At 73.4% G+C, this 17,701-nt stretch carries 14 protein-coding genes; 11 read left to right on the forward strand and 3 right to left on the reverse strand.

The window, feature by feature from the left end; translation table 11 throughout:
• The first annotated feature begins 6 nt into the window (after positions 1 to 6).
• The 6 genes from E6P78_RS06075 (at position 7) to E6P78_RS06100 (ending at position 8,452) form a co-directional block, all read left to right on the forward strand.
• Positions 7 to 579, forward strand: coding sequence for a 2Fe-2S iron-sulfur cluster-binding protein (locus E6P78_RS06075; RefSeq protein WP_136202458.1), 573 nt, complete (start codon positions 7 to 9; stop codon positions 577 to 579).
• A complete protein-coding gene (locus E6P78_RS06080) occupies positions 576 to 1,562 on the forward strand; it encodes a xanthine dehydrogenase family protein subunit M (RefSeq protein WP_136202459.1) in 987 nt (328 codons plus the stop codon). Before E6P78_RS06075 ends, E6P78_RS06080 begins: the two co-directional genes overlap by 4 nt.
• A 16-nt stretch (positions 1,563 to 1,578) precedes the next feature.
• Positions 1,579 to 3,678: a xanthine dehydrogenase family protein molybdopterin-binding subunit gene (locus E6P78_RS06085; protein ID WP_136202460.1), complete on the forward strand. Its 2,100-nt coding sequence runs from the start codon at positions 1,579 to 1,581 to the stop codon at positions 3,676 to 3,678.
• Positions 3,679 to 3,868: 190 nt separating this feature from the next.
• Positions 3,869 to 4,417 carry an ATP-binding protein gene (locus E6P78_RS06090; protein WP_136202461.1) on the forward strand — a complete coding sequence of 183 codons (549 nt, stop codon included), beginning with the start codon at positions 3,869 to 3,871 and terminating at the stop codon, positions 4,415 to 4,417.
• Positions 4,418 to 4,608: 191 nt separating this feature from the next.
• Complete coding sequence (locus E6P78_RS06095) at positions 4,609 to 6,021, forward strand: NADP-dependent succinic semialdehyde dehydrogenase (RefSeq protein WP_136202462.1); 1,413 nt, start codon at positions 4,609 to 4,611, stop codon at positions 6,019 to 6,021.
• 43 nt (positions 6,022 to 6,064) lie between these two features.
• Complete coding sequence (locus E6P78_RS06100) at positions 6,065 to 8,452, forward strand: phosphoketolase family protein (RefSeq protein WP_136202463.1); 2,388 nt, start codon at positions 6,065 to 6,067, stop codon at positions 8,450 to 8,452.
• A 76-nt stretch (positions 8,453 to 8,528) separates the two neighbouring features.
• On the opposite strand, the gene E6P78_RS06105 is transcribed toward E6P78_RS06100, so the two are convergent.
• Together E6P78_RS06105 and E6P78_RS06110 are read right to left on the reverse strand one after the other, a co-directional pair.
• Positions 8,529 to 9,647 (reverse strand): chemotaxis protein, encoded by a 1,119-nt coding sequence (locus E6P78_RS06105; RefSeq protein ID WP_136202464.1) that lies wholly within the window; start codon positions 9,645 to 9,647, stop codon positions 8,529 to 8,531.
• 122 nt (positions 9,648 to 9,769) lie between these two features.
• Positions 9,770 to 10,588, reverse strand: a complete 819-nt coding sequence (locus E6P78_RS06110; RefSeq protein WP_136202465.1) for an endonuclease — start codon at positions 10,586 to 10,588, stop codon at positions 9,770 to 9,772.
• Positions 10,589 to 10,836: 248 nt separating this feature from the next.
• On the opposite strand from E6P78_RS06110, the gene E6P78_RS06115 reads away from it, so the two are divergent.
• The 3 genes from E6P78_RS06115 (at position 10,837) to E6P78_RS06125 (ending at position 13,564) form a co-directional block, all read left to right on the forward strand.
• Positions 10,837 to 11,037: a hypothetical protein gene (locus tag E6P78_RS06115; protein WP_136202466.1), complete on the forward strand. Its 201-nt coding sequence runs from the start codon at positions 10,837 to 10,839 to the stop codon at positions 11,035 to 11,037.
• Positions 11,038 to 11,124: 87 nt separating this feature from the next.
• A complete protein-coding gene (locus tag E6P78_RS06120) occupies positions 11,125 to 12,282 on the forward strand; it encodes a methyltransferase (RefSeq protein WP_136202467.1) in 1,158 nt (385 codons plus the stop codon).
• Positions 12,283 to 12,385: 103 nt separating this feature from the next.
• A complete protein-coding gene (locus E6P78_RS06125) occupies positions 12,386 to 13,564 on the forward strand; it encodes an acyl-CoA dehydrogenase family protein (protein WP_136202468.1) in 1,179 nt (392 codons plus the stop codon).
• A 10-nt stretch (positions 13,565 to 13,574) separates the two neighbouring features.
• Here E6P78_RS06125 and E6P78_RS06130 read toward each other — a convergent pair whose 3' ends face one another.
• Positions 13,575 to 14,477: an ADP-ribosylglycohydrolase family protein gene (locus E6P78_RS06130; protein ID WP_136202469.1), complete on the reverse strand. Its 903-nt coding sequence runs from the start codon at positions 14,475 to 14,477 to the stop codon at positions 13,575 to 13,577.
• A 162-nt stretch (positions 14,478 to 14,639) separates the two neighbouring features.
• Between E6P78_RS06130 and E6P78_RS06135 the strand changes: the two genes are divergently transcribed.
• Both E6P78_RS06135 and E6P78_RS06140 read left to right on the forward strand, forming a co-directional pair.
• Entirely contained in the window at positions 14,640 to 15,539 is a 900-nt protein-coding gene (locus tag E6P78_RS06135) for an oxygenase MpaB family protein (RefSeq protein WP_136202470.1), read from the forward strand.
• Positions 15,540 to 15,556: 17 nt separating this feature from the next.
• Positions 15,557 to 17,659, forward strand: a complete 2,103-nt coding sequence (locus tag E6P78_RS06140) for a serine/threonine-protein kinase (protein WP_136202471.1) — start codon at positions 15,557 to 15,559, stop codon at positions 17,657 to 17,659.
• The last annotated feature ends 42 nt before the right edge of the window (positions 17,660 to 17,701 follow it).

The following is a 17,701-nucleotide window of genomic DNA, read 5'->3' on the forward strand; positions in this document are numbered from 1 at the left end:
CCGCACGTGGACCCGACCAGTGGGTGGGAGGGCGGCGCCGGACAACCGCAGGCGCCCGGCGACGTCCCCTCCGCCACCCTGACCCTGCGCATCAACGGCGCGCAACGGACCCTGACGCTGGACCACCGCACCACCCTCCTGGACGCCCTGCGCCACCACCTGGACCTGACCGGGGCGAAGAAGGGCTGCGACCACGGCCAGTGCGGCGCGTGCACCGTCCTGGTGGACGGCCGCCGCGCCAACAGCTGCCTGCTCCTGGCCGTCGCGCAGGAGGGCTCCCGCATCACCACGATCGAGGGCCTGGCGGACGGCGACCGGCTGCACCCCCTCCAGGAGGCCTTCCTGGCCCGCGACGCGCTCCAGTGCGGCTACTGCACACCCGGCCAGATCTGCTCCGCCGCCGGAGTCCTCGCCGAGGCCGACCAGGGCTTCCCCTCACACGTCACCCCGCACGACGCCCCGGTGGCCGCCCCGGCCCGGCTCGACGCCGACGAGATCCGGGAACGGATGAGCGGCAACCTCTGCCGGTGCGGCGCCTACCCCCGCATTGTCGAGGCGATCGAGGACGTGGCGCCGTGAAACCCTTCGCCTACCTGCGCGCCGAATCCGTCACCGACGCGGTCCGCGCGTGCGCCGCCCACCCCGGGGCCCGATTCCTGGGCGGCGGCACCAACCTGGTCGACCTGATGAAACTCGGCGTGGAGACGCCCGGCATGCTCGTGGACGTGAGCCGGCTGCCGCTGGACCAGGTCACGGACACCGCCGACGGCGGGCTGCGCGTCGGCGCCACCGTACGCAACAGCGACCTGGCCGCCCACCCCGCCGTACGCACCCGCTACCCCGCCCTGTCCGAGGCCCTGCTCGCGGGCGCCTCCGGGCAACTGCGCAACATCGCGACCACCGGCGGCAACCTCCTCCAGCGCACCCGCTGCCCCTACTTCCAGGACACGACCAAACCCTGCAACAAACGCGAACCCGGCACCGGCTGCCCCGCCCGCGAGGGCGCCCACCGCGACCTCGCCGTCATCGGCCACTCCGAGGAGTGCGTCGCCACCCACCCCTCCGACATGGCCGTGGCGCTGGCCGCCCTCGACGCGGACGTGATCCTGCACGGACCGGAGGGCGAACGGACCGTGGCGGTGACCGACTTCCACCGGCTGCCCGGGGACAACCCCGACGCCGACACGGTCGTCCGGCCGGGCGAACTCGTCACCGAGGTGCTGCTGCCGCCGCTGCCCGACGGCACGGCCTGCCTCTACCGCAAGGCCCGCGACCGCGCCTCCTACGCCTTCGCCCTGGCCTCCGTCGCCGCCGTCCTGCGCGTACGCGACGGGCACATCGAGCACGCCGCGCTGGCGTTCGGCGGACTCGCCCACCGGCCCTGGCGTGCCCGCACCGCCGAACAGATCCTCCGCGGCGCGCCCGCCACCGACGCCACCTTCCTGCGGGCGGCCGACGCCGAACTCGCCGAGGCCCGCCCCCTGCGCGACAACGCGTTCAAGGTCCGCCTCGCCCGCCACCTGGCCGTAGACGCCCTCGCCGAACTCGCCGCCCGACCTTGAGAGCCGAGGACCCGCCATGAGTCACGCCCCCCAGCCACTGGGCGCCCCCGCCGTCCGCCGCGAGGGCCGGGACAAGGTCACCGGTGCCGCGCGCTACGCCGCCGAGCGCGGCCTGCCCGGCTGCCTGTACGCCTGGCCCGTGCCCGCCGCCGTGCCGGCCGGCCGGGTCACCGCCGTCCGCACCGTCGACGCGCTGGCGCAGCCCGGCGTCCACTGCGTCCTCACCCACGAAAACGCGCCCCGCATCGAGGAACCGGACGACCCGATCCTCGCCGTCCTCCAGAACGACCGGGTGCCCCACCGCGGCTGGCCGGTCGCGCTCGTCGTGGCCGACACCCTGGCGAGCGCCCGGGCCGGCGCCCAGGCGCTGCACATCACCTACGAGACGGCCCCGCACGACGTCGTGCTGACCGAGGACCACCCCGGCCTCTACACCCCCGAGAACGCCAACGGCGGCTACCCGGCCGTCCGCGAACGCGGCGACTTCGACCGGGCCTTCGAGGCGTCCCCCGTACGCGTCGACGTCACCTACACCCTCGGGGCGCTGCACAACCACCCCATGGAGCCGCACGCCTCGACCGCCCACTGGTCGCCCGAGGGCCACCTCACCGTGTACGACTCCAGCCAGGGCGCCACCACGGTGCGCGACAGCCTCGCCGCCGCCTTCGGGCTGCGGACGGACCAGGTCACCGCCGTGTCCGAACACGTCGGGGGCGGCTTCGGCTCCAAGGGGACCCCACGCCCGCAGGTCGTGCTCGCCGCGATGGCCGCGCGCCACACCGGCCACCCCGTCGAACTCGCGCTGCCCCGGTGGCAGATGCCCGGGCTCGTCGGACACCGGGCACCCACCGTGCAGCGCGTCAGGCTCGGGGCGCACCCCGACGGCACCCTCACCTCGGTCGCCCAGGAGGTCGTCACCCACACCTCCACCGTCAAGGAGTTCGTGGAGCAGGCCGCCGTACCGGCCCGCGTCATGTACGGCTCACCGGACAGCCGGACCGTGCACCGGGTCGTCGCCCTGGACGTCCCCAGCCCCTCGTGGATGCGCGCCCCGGGCGAGGCCTCCGGGATGTACGCCCTCGAATCAGCCGTCGACGAACTCGCCGCGGAACTCGGCATGGACCCCGTCGAACTGCGGCTGCGCAACGACCCGGCCGACGAACCCGACTCCGGGAAGCCCTTCAGCAGCCGCGGTCTGGCCGCCTGCCTGCGCGAGGGCGCCGCACGCTTCGGCTGGCACGAGCGCGACCCCGCCCCCGGCACCCGCCGTGAGGGCGCCCTGCTGCTCGGCTCGGGCGTCGCCTCCGCCACCTACCCCGTCTACGCCAGCGCCTCCCACGCCTCGGCGCACGCCGCCGCCGACGGCTCCTACCGGATCGCCGTCAACGCGACCGACATCGGCACCGGGGCCCGTACCGTCCTCGCGCAGATCGCCGCGGACGTGCTGCGCACCGGGCTGGACAACGTGACCATCGACATCGGCGACAGCGACCTGCCGGACGCCCCGCTGGCCGGCGGCTCCTCGGGAACCGCCTCCTGGGGCTGGGCCGTGCACAAGGCGGCCTCCGGGCTCGTCGAACGGCTCGCCGCGCACAGCGGGCCGCTGCCCGACGGGGGAGTGACCGTCACCGCCGACACCACCGAGGAGACCGCCGAGGAATCCCCCTACGCCCGCCACGCCTTCGGCGCGCACTTCGCCGAGGTCGCCGTCGACAGCCGCACCGGCGAGGTCCGGGTACGGCGCATGCTCGGCGTCTTCGCGGCGGGCCGCATCCTCAACTCCCGTACCGCACGCTCCCAGTTCATCGGCGGCATGACCATGGGGCTCGGCATGGCGCTGACCGAGGGCAGCACCATGGACCCGGTCTTCGGCGACTTCACCGAGCGCGACCTCGCCTCCTACCACGTGCCCGCCTGCGCCGACGTGTCCGACCTAAGGGCGCACTGGATCGAGGAGGACGACCCGCACCTCAACCCCATGGGCGGCAAGGGCATCGGCGAGATCGGCATCGTCGGCGCCGCCGCGGCCATCGGAAACGCCTTCCGGCACGCCACCGGTGTCCGGCTGCGCACCCTGCCGCTCACCCCCGACCGGGTGCTCACCCATCTGCCCTGACCGCCGCGCGCACCCCGGAGGCGTGAACGCGCCGGTCACCGGGGGTGCGAGGCCCGACGTGTTGCGCGACCGGCTCAGCCGGGTCACCCTGTGGAGTGACCCAGAAGAGACATCTGCTCACTCTTCGTATTCGGGGGTCGTTGGTTCAACGGGGCGAAGTACGTGGGCCTCGATGTGAGGAGCCTCGACGATGACCGTTCCACTCGACCGGCACTATCTGGTCGAACTCCAGGTTTCCGCAGACCGTGTGGACCAGCTGCGACGGATAGTCGCCGCCCACCTGCGTCACTGGAGTCTCGAACTCCACGTCCGGCCCGTGTGCCGGGCCGTGGAGGAGCTGCTGACCAATGTCCACCGGCATGTCGGTGACGACAACCGCTGCGTCGTCGAACTCCGCTGGTCCGGACGGCATCTCACGGTCTCCGTCGCAGACAACGGTGCGCAGATGCCGCGCCTGCTCCACGAGGGCGGCGGCCTGAGCCGGGTCATGGCCCTCAGCGACAGCTGGGGCACCTGCCGGACCGCCGAGGGCAAGGTCGTCTGGTTCACCCGGTACGCCCAGGAGCCGCAGCACATCGAGCTGGTCCCGCTGCCGCCGCTGCCCGGCGTCCGCGAGTTCCGCCGCCCGCCGGCCGTGGCCGCGGAGATCCCCGAGCCCGCCCCGGCAGGCACCGACGAGCCCGTCCACGTCCCCGTCGTCCACGTCCCCATCCCCGACGCCGCCCCCGCCCTCGTCTGAGGCGTGCGGACCGGCACGGTGCCCACCGGCCCCCGCACCGCACCCCCGGGCGCGGATCGCATGTGCGCAGCACGCATGATCCGCGCCGGCCGGGTATGCGGTGGCGGGGGTCCGTGCCGTGCCACGGCCCGCGTTGCGGCCCGGCGCGCGGCGCGGCACGGTCGAAGTACCGAGGCAAGGAGGCCACAGTCATGCCCATCGCGACGGTCAACCCCGCGAACGGCGAGACACTCAGGACGTTCGACGCGCTGGAAGCCGACGAGATCGAGCGGCGGCTCGCCGCGGCCGACGCCGCCTTCCGCGAGTACCGCACCACCGGATTCGGTGAACGCGCCCGGCTGCTCAACCGGGCCGCCGACCTCCTCGACGAGGACCAGCAGGACATCGCGCGCACCATGACCCTGGAGATGGGCAAGCCCGTCGCCGCCGCCCGCGCCGAGGCGGCGAAGTGCGCCAAGGCGATGCGCTGGTACGCGGCCCACGCCGAGGAACTGCTCGCCGACGAGCATCCCGCGCCCGCCGACGTCGAGGACTCCGGCGCCTCCCGCGCCTTCGTCCGCTACCGGCCGCTGGGCCCCGTGCTCGCCGTGATGCCGTGGAACTTCCCGCTCTGGCAGGTCGTGCGCTTCGCTGCCCCCGCGCTCATGGCCGGCAACACGGGCCTGCTCAAGCACGCGTCGAACGTGCCGCAGACCGCGCTGTACCTGGGCGATCTCTTCCACCGCGCCGGTTTCCCGGCCGGCTGCTTCCAGACCCTCCTGGTGGGCTCCAAGGCCATCGAGGGCATCCTGCGCGACCGCCGGGTGGCCGCGGCCACCCTGACCGGCAGCGAACCGGCCGGACGCTCCGTCGCCTCCATCGCCGGCGACGAGGTCAAGCACACCGTCCTGGAACTCGGCGGCAGCGACCCCTACCTCGTCCTGCCGTCGGCGGACGTCGCCAGGGCCGCCCGTACCGCCGTCACCGCCCGGGCCCAGAACAACGGGCAGTCCTGCATCGCCGCCAAGCGGTTCATCGTGCACACCGAGGTGTACGAGGAGTTCGCCGAACGCTTCACCGTCGGCATGCACGACCTGGCGGTAGGCGACCCGCTGGAGGAGTCCACCGACGTCGGGCCGCTCGCCAGCGAACAGGGCCGCGCCGATCTGGAGGAACTGGTGGACGACGCGGTGCGCCGGGGGGCGAGCGCCCTGTGCGGCGGCGGCCGTCCCGAGGGCCTGGGCGGCGGGCTGGAGAACGGCTGGTTCTACGCCCCCACCGTGCTCGCCGGGGTCACGCCCGCCATGCGCGTCCACCGTGAGGAGACCTTCGGCCCCGTCGCCGCCCTCTACCGGGTGGACAGTCTGGACGAGGCCGTGGAGCTGGCCAACGACACCCCCTTCGGGCTCAGCTCCAACGTATGGACCCGCGACGCCCAGGAGACCGAGCGGTGCATCCGCGACCTGGCGGCGGGCGGTGTGTTCTTCAACGGCATGACCGCCTCGCACCCCGCGCTGCCCTTCGGCGGGGTGAAGCGCTCGGGCTACGGGCGCGAGCTCGCCGGACACGGCATCCGCGAGTTCTGCAACGCCACCACCGTGTGGTTCGGCTCCGAACCTCGGTAACCGCACGCGTGACGCCCCCGCATCCGCCCGCTGAGAGGTGACCATGAGCGACGCACCACCGTCCTCGCCGAAGGCCGGCCCTTCCGACGAGGAGATCGACGCGCTCGACGCGCACTGGCGGGCCGCCAACTACCTGGCCGTCGGGCAGATCTACCTGATGGACAACCCGCTGCTGACCCGGCCGCTCGCGCCCGAGCACATCAAGCCGAGGCTGCTCGGGCACTGGGGCACCTCGCCGGGCCTCAACCTCGTGTACACCCACCTCAACCGCCTGATCAGGGCGCGCGGCACCCACGCCCTGTGCATCTGGGGCCCGGGCCACGGGGGCCCCGCCGTCCTCGCCGGCTCCTGGCTGGAGGGCAGCTACTCCGAGACGTACCCCGACATCGGCCGGGACGCCGAGGGCATGGGCCTACTGTTCAAGCAGTTCTCCTTCCCCGGCGGCGTACCCAGTCACGTCGCGCCCGAGACGCCCGGCTCCATCCACGAGGGCGGCGAACTCGGCTACTCCCTGGGTCACGCCTACGGCGCCGCCCTCGACCACCCGGACCTCCTGGTCACCTGCGTCATCGGCGACGGCGAGGCGGAGACCGGACCGCTCGCGGGCTCCTGGCACGCCAACAAGTTCCTCGACCCGGTCCACGACGGGGCCGTCCTGCCCGTCCTCCACCTCAACGGCTACAAGATCGCCAACCCGGCGGTGCTCGCCCGCCTCCCGCAGACCGAGCTGGACGCCCTGCTGCGCGGCTACGGACACGAACCCCTCTACGTCGAGGGGGACGACCCCCGTGCCGTGCACCGGGAGATGGCCCTCGCGATGGACCGGGCCGTCGACCGCATCGAGGAGATCCAGGCCGCCGCCCGGACCGGCGGCGAGACGGACCGGCCCCGGTGGCCCATGATCGTGCTGCGCACCCCGAAGGGCTGGACCGGCCCCGCCGAGGTCGACGGGCTGCCCGTCGAAGGCACCTGGCGCGCCCACCAGGTCCCGCTGCCCGGCGTCCGCGACGACCCCGACCACCTGCGCCAGCTGGAAGCGTGGCTGCGCTCCTACCGGCCCGGGGAACTCTTCGACTCCGAGGGGCGCCCCACCCCGCAGGTCCTGGCCTGCGTACCCGAAGGCACCGCCCGCCTCGGCGCCTCCCCGTACGCCAACGGCGGTCTGTTCCTGCGCGACCTGCCCATCCCGGACCTGGACGGGTTCGCCGTCCCGGTGGAGCGGCCCGGCGCCGCCCTGCGGGAGCCGACCCGGGTGCTGGGCGGGCTCCTTGAGGCGGTCATGGCGGCGACGGCCGGCCGCAGGGACTTCCGGGTCGTCGGCCCCGACGAGACCGCCTCCAACCGGCTCGACGCGCTCTACGAGGCCAGCGGCAAGGCCTGGCAGGCCCGTACGCTCCCGACCGACGAACACCTCTCCCGCGACGGCCGCGTCATGGAAGTCCTCTCCGAGCACCTGTGCCAGGGCTGGCTGGAGGGCTATCTGCTGACCGGTCGGCACGGGCTGTTCTCCTGCTACGAGGCGTTCGCGCACATCGTGGACTCGATGGTCAACCAGCACATCAAGTGGCTGCGGACCTCGCGCCGGCTGGCGTGGCGCCGGCCCATCGCCTCGCTCAACTACCTGCTCACCTCGCACGTCTGGCGCCAGGACCACAACGGCTTCTCGCACCAGGACCCCGGCTTCGTGGACCACATCCTCAACAAGAGCCCCGAGGTCGTACGCGTCTACCTGCCGCCCGACACCAACACCCTGCTGTCCGTGGCCGACCACGCCCTGCGCAGCAGGGACTACGTCAACGTCATCGTGGCCGGCAAACAGCCCAGCTTCGACTGGCTCACCCTCGACCAGGCCCGGGTGCACTGCGCGCGCGGCGCCGGGGTCTGGGAGTGGGCGGGCACGGAGGACGGCACCCGGGAACCCGACGTCGTGCTCGCCTGCGCCGGGGACGTACCCACGCTGGAGATCCTGGCGGCCGCCGGTCTCCTGCGGCGCCACCTGCCGGAGCTGGCCGTGCGGGTGGTGAACGTCGTGGACATGGCCCGGCTCATGCCGCACTCCGAGCATCCGCACGGGATGCCGGACACCGAGTACGACGCGCTGTTCACCCGGGGGAGGCCGGTGATCTTCGCCTACCACGGCTATCCCTGGCTGATCCACCGGCTGGCCTACCGCCGGGCCGGCCACAGCGACCTGCACGTGCGGGGTTACAAGGAGGAGGGCACCACCACCACGCCCTTCGACATGGTCGTCCGCAACGACCTCGACCGCTACCGGCTGGTCATGGACGTCATCGACCGGGTCCCCGGCCTCGGCGTCCGCGCCGTGGCGGTGCGTCAGGAGATGGCCGACACCCGGACCCGCCACCACGCCTGGATTCGCGAACACGGCACCGACCTGCCCGAGGTGGCCAACTGGGTCTGGGAGGGCTGAGGCGGCCGAGCGCCACACGGCGAAGGCCCGGACGGAGCACACCGTCCGGGCCTTCGCCGTGTGCCGCCTCGTCGCCTCAGTAGCGCAGCTCCGCCGCGACCCGGCCGTGCTCCTTGAGCGAGTCGTCCGCGACGAAGACGACGTCGGCGCCGCTGTCCAGCGCCGCCTCGACCAGCTCGTCGACGATGTCCTCGCGGACGTCCGCGTCCGTCAGGTCCGCGCTGTCCCCGCTGACCGGCTTCAGGTGCTCCTGGTCGACCCGGACCGTCTGCTGGTAGTGCTCCTCCACCGCCACCAGACCGGCACGGCCCTCGCGCACGGCGGCCCACACCTCGTCGAGCCCACCGGCGAAGGTCTTCCGCCCGCGCGCCTCGTCCAGCTTCCCGTCGATCTCCGCCGCGAACCGCTCGCGCCGGGCCTCCAGGGCCGGTCGCAGCTCGGTCAGCAGGTCCCCCGGCCCCGCGTTCTCGGCCGGAGCGCCCTTGGTGACCCGGCCCGCCGCGCTCTTCGCGCTCTCGCCGACCTCGTCGAACAGGGCGAGCGCCGGGGCGAGCCCGACCAGGTACAGCGGCCGGGGGTCGGTGGCCAGGACGGCGCGCAGCTTCTCGTCCACATCGCGCAGGAAGTTGCGGGTGTCCTCATTGGTGAAATTGCTCGGCGTGTCGCCGATCCGCTCCACGCGCTGCGGGTTGGGGTCCCAGTGAGGGGCGGCCAGGGGGAAGCCGCCGATGTGCGCCTCCTGCGCGGAGTCGACCGTGCCGCTGTAGAGGGCGGCGTGGTCGGACGACACGGTGAGCGCCCAGAAGGGCTGGGCCTGCGCCTTCGCGGCGACGAGATTGCGGGTCAGGTAGCTGTCGCTCAGCACCACCCGTTCGGGCACGGTACGGGGCAGCCGCCAGATCTGGTACTCGTCGGCCGTCGCGAGGAGGACCAGCGCGTCCAGGGCCCGGCGCTGATCGAGCTCGCCCACCGCGCGGTCGAGCTGCTGCCTGATCGCGGTGCGCGCCTCACGGGTGACCTCCGGGTCGGCCTCCAGCCGGTTGTCGGCCTCGGAGAGCAGATTGCGCAGCCGTACGGCGTCCTGGGCGTTGTCCGGGGCGCGCCGGTGGGTCGGCATGGTCAGGGACAGGGCCGGATAGGGCTTGGCCGCGCGCAGTTCCTGCAGCAGGCCGGCGGTCAGGGCGTCCGTGTCCATCAGTTCCCTCCCGGGGAATTACGCGCACGGCGTGCGGAGCGGGTGGTCGTCCAACGAATCAATTCATACCTTTTGATCCCAACGTGGGCGAGTTGGTCGTCAGCACGCCACAGCCGCCACGGTCACCAGATGGCGTCGACCCACTCGGGGTGGTCGATGAACGGGTTCCGGTTGTGCTGGTACTGGTCGAATACGACGTCGTTGCGCCGCTTCTCGAAGGAGTCCGGCGGGTCCTGCTCGCTCCACGTCTTCAGTACGGAGAGCCGGCCGATGTGCGGGGCGGAGCCGTTCGACACGCTGTCGTTGGGCTCCAGGTCGGCGAACGAGTCGTCGCCCTCGTAACGCACCGCCATGTACAGGATCATGCGGGCCACGTCGCCCTTGACGGCGTCGCGCGGTTCGAAGGAGTCGCTGTCGGTGTGGTTGCCGGGCGCGTCGCTCAGCTCGGTGCCGCCGTTGTCGAAGTCCTTGTTGCCGCGCTCGGAGTTGACCTGGACGTCGGCCGGGCGCAGGTGGTGGATGTCGGTGCCGGGGCCGGTGGCCGTGCCGAAGCCGCCGTGGGACTTGGCCCAGACGTGCTCCCGGTTCCACTGGCCGACGTTGCCGCCGTTGTCGCTCTTGGGCTCGGAGCGGCCCGAGTACAGGAGGACCACGTTCGAGGAGTTGGCCGGGTCCTGGTCGGTGTCCTTCAGGGCGTCCCACACCTGGCTGTAGGTGAGCTTGCTCTGGTCGCTGATGATCGTGTGCAGTGCGCTCTTGAGCGCGGTGCCGGTCTTGCCGGCCGCGTCCTGGTAGTAGGTGTCGTCCAGCGGGGCGAGCGGCGGGGTGGCGGCGGGCGGTGGGGCGGGGGCCGGTGCGGCCGCGGCGGTGCCGGTGAGTACCGCGAGGACGGCGAGCGCGGCGGGCAGCGAGCGCCGCAGGGCAGAGTGACGACGGGACATGTGGGGTGTCCTCTCCGGAAATGCGCACACCGCGGCGCCGTCACGGGGTGGGGGGCGGCTCCGCGGTGGTCGTGTTCGCTATGTGGTACGCGGAGCTTTCCATGTGGTCCGTGACGATGCGTGAACAGGTCGTAGCGATCATGTGCAGGTCAAGTGAGGGCCCGGGGCCGCTTCGGCGGCCACCGCCCGGCATCGGATGCGCGTCCGGCGGCGGAGGGCGAGAATGACGGGAAGGACAAGGAGGCGGCATGAGCGACGAGTCCGAATCCGTATCCAGCACCCGTGGCGTGACCCCGGATGCCCTTCTGCACACCGGCGCCAGCGACGATCCGTCGGTGGAGGACCTGGTGCTCGCATCGGGGCGCGACCTGACACCGCAGAACATCGAGTGGGCACGGCGCACCCTGGCCAGGGAGGGCCGGGCGGCCATCGACAAGCGGCTGCCGTAGGCAGTGGCGCGGCGCGGCGGTGCGCGGCCGTCGCGCCACCGGCAGGTGTACGGGCGCCGGGCGCCGCTCGGTTAGCCTGAACGCACAATGAACCGTTTGACGACGTCAGGGGCCGGTTACGACCTCGCCCGATACCCCGAGGACCCCCGCGACCCCTTCCGTGCCTGGGACGCGGCCGACGCCTATCTGCTCCAGCACCTGGAGGGGGCCGACGGGACCGACCCGGTCGACCTCTCCGGGCGCGTCGTCGTGGTCGGGGACCGCTGGGGCGCGCTGAGCACGGTGCTGGCCGCCCGCCACCCCGTACAGATCAGCGACTCCTTCCTCGCGCAGCGGGCGACCGAGGCGAACCTGCGGCGCAACGGGGTGGACACGGACGCCGTGCGCCTGCTGTCCTCGCGCGACACCCCGCCGGACCGCGTCGACGTGCTCCTCGTACGCGTGCCCAAGAGCCTCGCGTTCCTGGAGGACCAGCTGCACCGGCTGGCGCCCGCCGTGCACGCCGGCACCGTCGTCATCGGCACCGGCATGGTCAAGGAGATCCACACCTCCACGCTCAACCTCTTCGAGCGGATCATCGGTCCCACCCGCACCTCCCTCGCGGTCCGCAAGGCCCGGCTCGTCCACTGCACGCCGGACCCCGCCCTGCCCCGCACCCCCAGCCCCTGGCCCCTGCGCTACGCGCTGCCCGACGACGCCGGAGCGGCCGCCGGGCACACGGTCACCAACCACGCCGGGATCTTCTGCGCCGACCGGCTCGACATCGGCACCCGCTTCTTCCTCAAGCACCTGCCGGCCCGCAGCGGCCCCGACCGGGTCGTCGACCTCGGCTGCGGCAACGGCGTCGTCGGCCTCGCCGCCGCCCTCGCCAACCCCGAGGCCACCCTCACCTTCATCGACGAGTCCCACCAGGCCGTCGCCTCGGCCGAGGAAACCTTCCGGAGCAACACCGGCCCCGACGCCCGCGCCCGCTTCGTCGTCGGCGACGCCCTCGTCGGCGCCGGACCCGGCAGCGCGGACCTCGTCCTCAACAACCCGCCGTTCCACTCCCACCAGGCCACCACCGACGCGACCGCCCGGAACATGTTCCACGGGGCGCGCCGCGCGCTGCGCCAGGGCGGCGAGCTCTGGGTGGTCGCCAACCGGCACCTCGGCCACCACACCGCCCTGCGCCGCATCTTCGGCAACTGCACCACGGTGGCGGGCGACCCCAAGTTCGTCGTACTGCGCGCGGTCAAACGCTGACCCGTCCGCCGCGGAGCCGTGCCCCTTCCGGATTCTTGCAACGCGTTCTACTGTGTGCGCCGCCGCACACGGGCGACGCGACCGCGAGCATCCTGGAGGGGCCGTGCACCTCGAATACACGCCGCAGCAGCAGGAGTTGCGCGCCGAACTGCGCACCTACTTCGCCGCCCTGGTCCCCGACAACGCCTACGCCCGCTACGGAGACCCGGCCGCCCAGAAGCGCTTCTACCGGGAGACGATCCGGCGGCTGGGAGCCGACGGCTGGCTCGGCGTCGGCTGGCCCGCCGAGTACGGCGGGCGGGGCCTGTCGCCGATGGAGCAGTTCATCTTCTTCGACGAGGCGGCCCAGGCGGGCGTGCCCCTGCCGCTGATGGCCCTCAACACCGTCGGCCCGACGATCATGCAGTTCGGCACCGACGAGCAGAAGGCCGCCTTCCTGCCCCAGATCCTCGCCGGCGAGACGGACTTCGCGATCGGCTACAGCGAACCCGGCGCGGGCACCGACCTCGCCGCCCTCAAGACCCGGGCGGTACGCGACGGCGACAGCTATGTCGTCAACGGGCAGAAGATCTGGACGACCAACGGCGACACCGCCGACTGGGTCTGGCTCGCCGCCCGCACCGACCCGGACGCCCCGGCCCACAAGGGCATCACCATGCTCCTCGTCCCGACCTCCGACCCCGGCTACTCCTGCACCCTGATCAACACCCTCGCCTCGCACGACACCACCGCCAGCTACTACGAGAACATCCGCGTCCCCGTCTCCCACCGGGTCGGCGAGGAGAACAAGGGCTGGCGGCTCATCACCAACCAGCTCAACCACGAACGCGTCACCCTCGCCGCCCACGGCACCATGGCCATCCGCGCCCTGCACGACGTCCGCCGCTGGGCGGCCGGCACCCGCCTCTGCGACGGCCGCCGCGTCATCGACCTCGGCTGGGTCCGCACCCGGCTCGCCCGCACCCACGCCCGGCTCGACGCGATGAAACTCCTCAACTGGCGGATGGTCTCCGCCGTCCAGCACCACACCCTGACCCCCCAGGACGCCTCCGCCGTCAAGGTCTACGGCTCCGAGGCGCGCCGGGACGCCTACGCCTGGCTCATGGAGGTCGTCGGCTCCGCCGGCCCCCTCAAGGAGGGCTCGGCAGGAGCCGTCCTGCACGGCGAACTCGAACGCGGCTACCGCTCCGCCGTCATCTTCACCTTCGGCGGCGGCAACAACGAGATCCAGCGGGAGATCATCTCCTGGATCGGCCTCGGGATGCCGCGCGTACGGCGCTGAGGCACCGCGATCACGGCGTCCGGTCCCAGCCCACCGGCGGCAGCGGCTCCCGGGCCGCGTGCCAGGCGGGCGGGAGAGCGGCGACGCCCGTACGAGCGGCGATCACCCCTCCCACGACAGCGCACGTCGTGTCGATGTCGCCGCGCCCCTCGACGGTGAACCACAGGCCCTCCTCCAGGTCGTCCAGGTGGCTGGCCGCACACCAGAGGGCGAAGGGGACGGTGTCGGGACCGGACATCCGGTAGCCGGAGCCCAGGACCTCCGCGGCGTGCCGGAGCGAGGTACGGGCCGGCATCCGCGCCGCGACCCGCACTCCCGACCGGACATCGCTGTCGGGGAGCCGTGCGGCGACGGCCTGGAGGAAGTTCGTACGCGCCGGTGCCGGCCCGCCCCGGCTGCGCGTGGCCAGCGCCGCCGCGAGGGCGACCGCCACCCCTGCCGCGACCGCCTCCGGGTGGTGGTGCGAGACCTCGCTCTGGCGGGCGGCCAGCTCGGCGGCGTGCCAGGCACCGAGCGGGGCGACGCGCATCGCCGCGCCGTTGCCCCAGGAGCCCATGCCCTCGAACTGGCCGGCCACCACGTCCCGCCAGGGCTCGCCCGCACCGATCCGGCGGAGCACGTCGTGCATCGAGGCGCCGTAGCCGCGGTGCGTGTCGGCGGCGTAGGCCTCGGCGAGGCGCAGGGCGAAGCGGTCCTGGTCCACGGTGCCGCCGCCCTCGACGAGTTCGCGGACGAGAACGATCGCCTGGGCGGTGTCGTCGCTCCACCGCCACACGGGCTCCGGCGGCAGGGTCCGTGCCTCCAGGGGCGCCAGGCCCTCGCGGCGCAGGATGCCGAACCAGCGGTCGCCGAAGGCATCACCGAAGGCGAGCCCGGCCAACGAATCCAGGGCGGGGACAGGGAGGTTGATCATCGGAGCAGTATGACAAGGCGAGGGGCACCTCCTCACCCGTCTGCGCACACCGCCGGCGTGACGGACCCGCCGCACGGGTGCCCACCGGGCGGCGCCCCCGGCCACACTGGGAGCGTCCGGCGGATCACCCCCGGGCCGTCACCGAGCCGGAGGTACACACACATGACGGAAGCCGACCCCGGGCTCTTCGGTCCCGCATCGGTCACCTGGCAGCTGCACGGCGACCCGATGATGTGGGTCGCCGGCGTGCGCGCCCTGTACCTCCAGGCGCTCCACCCGCTCGCGGTGCGCGGGGTGATGCAGAACTCCGACTTCCGCAAGGACGCCTGGGGCCGGCTCATGCGCACGGCGGGCTTCGTCGGCACCATCACCTACGGCACCACCGAAGCCGCCGAGAAGGCCGGGGCCCGGGTCCGCAGGATTCACCGGCTCCTGAAGGTCACCGACCCGGCGACCGGGCGGACCCACGGCGTCGACGACCCCGGCCTGCTGCTGTGGGTGCACTGCGCCGAGGTCGACTCCTACCTCCAGGTCCTGCGCCGCTCCGGCTACCCGCTCACCGACCGGCAGGCCGACCAGTACATCGACGAACACCGGCAGAGCGCCCGTCTCGTCGGCCTCGACCCGGAGCGCGTACCCGCGACGACCGCGCAGCTGGCCGCCTACTTCGCGCAGGTGCGGCCCCGGCTCGCGTGCTCCCCGGAGGCGCGGGACGTGGACGACTTCCTGCGCAGGCCGCCCGTCCACCCCCTGCTCGTACCGGCACGGGCCCTGCTGTGGCGGCGCGTCGCGACACTGGCCCATCAGTCGCTGCCGCCGTTCGCCCATGAGTTGTACGGCAGGCCCGTACCTCCGCCGGCCGCCGTGGACCGCCGTCTGCGGATCGCCGGCACGGTGCTGCGCGCCGTCCCGGCGCGGCTGCGTCGGCAGCTTCCGCCCGGTCACATCATGAACGCGATGGCGCGCCTCGGACCCGGCAGCCGCCCCACCCCGTACACACTGAAGAGGCAGGCAGCCATACTGGACGCACCGGGGAGGGCGCGGCGACAGCGGGCGGAATGACGGGGGCGGCAACAGGGATGGCGGAAACCAGGCTGATCCAGAGCCGGTACCGACTGCTCGACCTGATCGGGCGCGGCGGCATGGGCGAGGTGTGGCGCGCCCGCGACGAATCGCTGGGCCGCCAGGTCGCCGTCAAGTGCCTGAAGCCGATGAGCCCGCAGCACGACGAGGACTTCACCCGCATCGTCCGCGAACGCTTCCGCCGCGAGGCCCGGGTCGCCGCGGCCCTCCAGCACCGGGGCGTCACCGTCGTCCACGACTTCGGCGAGTACGAGGGCGCGCTCTACCTCGTGATGGAGCTCCTGGACGGCCGCAACCTCAGCCAGCTCCTGGAGGACAACGAGCAGCACCCGCTGCCGGTGGACGACATCGTCGACATCGCCGAGCAGGTCGCCGACGCCCTCGGCTACACCCACCAGCAGGGCATCGTCCACCGCGACCTCAAGCCCGCCAACATCATGCGGCTGTCCGACGGGACGGTGAAGATCTGCGACTTCGGCATAGCCAGACCCGGCCACGGCATCCCCGTCACCTCCCGGCTCACCGGCGTCGGCGTCGCCATGGGCACCCCGCACTACATGTCGCCGGAGCAGATCAGCGGCGGCCAGGTCGACCACCGCAGCGACCTCTACTCGCTGGGCTGCGTGCTGTACGAGATCGCGACCGGGGCCCCGCCCTTCGACCTGGAGGACTCCTGGGGCATCCTCGTCGGCCACCGCGACACGCCGCCCGAACCGCCGCGTTCCCACCGCGCCGAACTGCCCGGATTCTTCGACCGGGTCGTCCTGGACCTGCTCGCCAAGACCCCGGACGAGCGGCCGGCCGACGCCCACGACCTGCGCCGCCGCATCGCCGTCGGCCGCACCGGCGAGCAGCCCTTCCTGGAGCCGACCGGGCAGGTGCCGCTCGCCCCGCCCCACCCCGTGCCGCTTCCCGGCCCGCCCCCCGCCGTACCGCCGCTCCCCCCATGGGCGGGGGTGATGACCAGCGGCCACAAGGCGACGGGCACGGTGAACCCGGCCCTGACGCCGCCCGACCCCTCGGCCGGCCTGACCTGCGCCTGGACCACCGGTCCCGGCCCGCGCCCCGACCCCGCGCCGCCCGCCGCACACGGCACCCTCGCCGGCCACCACGAGCCGGAGACGAGACCGAGCCGCAAGGGCCGGGCGCAGGACGCGCTGCGCGAGTTCGGCCGGATCGCCGAGGCCCGCGAACGCGCCCTGGGCCCCGACCACCCGGAGACCGTCGCCGCCCGCCAGCAGATGGCGTACGCGCTGGGCCGCCTCGGCCGCCACGCCGAGGCCCACGAACTGCACGCGGCCGTGCTCGTGTCGCGGGAGCGCGCGATGGGCCCCGATCACCCCGACACCCTGCGCTGCCGCCACAACCTGGCCTTCAGCCTCAGCAGGCTGGGACGCCTGGAGGAGTCGTACCGCACGGCCCGCGACGTGGCGGCGGCCCGCGCCCGGGTGCTGGGGGCCGGCCACCCCGACACGCTGGTCACCCTCTACGAGGTCGGTTACGCGCTCGGGCGGCTCGGCCGGTGGACGGAGGCCCTGCACACCTACCGCCAGGTCGCCGACGCACGGACCCGGCTGCTGGGCGCCGACCACCCGGACACCCTCGCCACCCGCTACGAGGTCGGCATCAGCCTCGGGCGGCTCGGCCGCAGCACCGACGCGCTGGAGCTGTACCGCGCGCTCGTCACCGACCGCACCCGGGTCAACGGCCCGGACGATCCGGAGACCCTGCGCGCCCGCCACGGACTGGGCGTCAACCTCGGCCGGCTGGGCCGCTGGGACGAGGCCCTGGCCGAGGCACAGGCGGTGTACGCGACCCGCGAACGCGTCCTGGGCGCCGACCACCCCGACACCCTCGTCAGCCGCCGCGAGGTCGCCGTCGCCCTCGGCTGGCTGGGCCGGTGGACGGAGGCCCTGCACACCTACCGTCAGGTCGCCGACGTACGGACCCGGCTGCTGGGCGCCGCCCACCCCGACACGCTCGCCGGCCGCGACGACGAGGCGCACTGCCTCGAACAGCTCGGCCGCGGCCGTGAGGCGGCCGACATCTACCGCGAGGTGGCGGCGCTACGGCAGCAACGCGGCCAGCCGCCGCCCTGACCTGCCGCACACTCCGGCCGGGCCGCCCCCGCCGCGCCACAG

It is taken from the genome of Streptomyces sp. A0958, from assembly GCF_004795035.1.
Classification (GTDB): Bacteria; Actinomycetota; Actinomycetes; order Streptomycetales; family Streptomycetaceae; genus Streptomyces.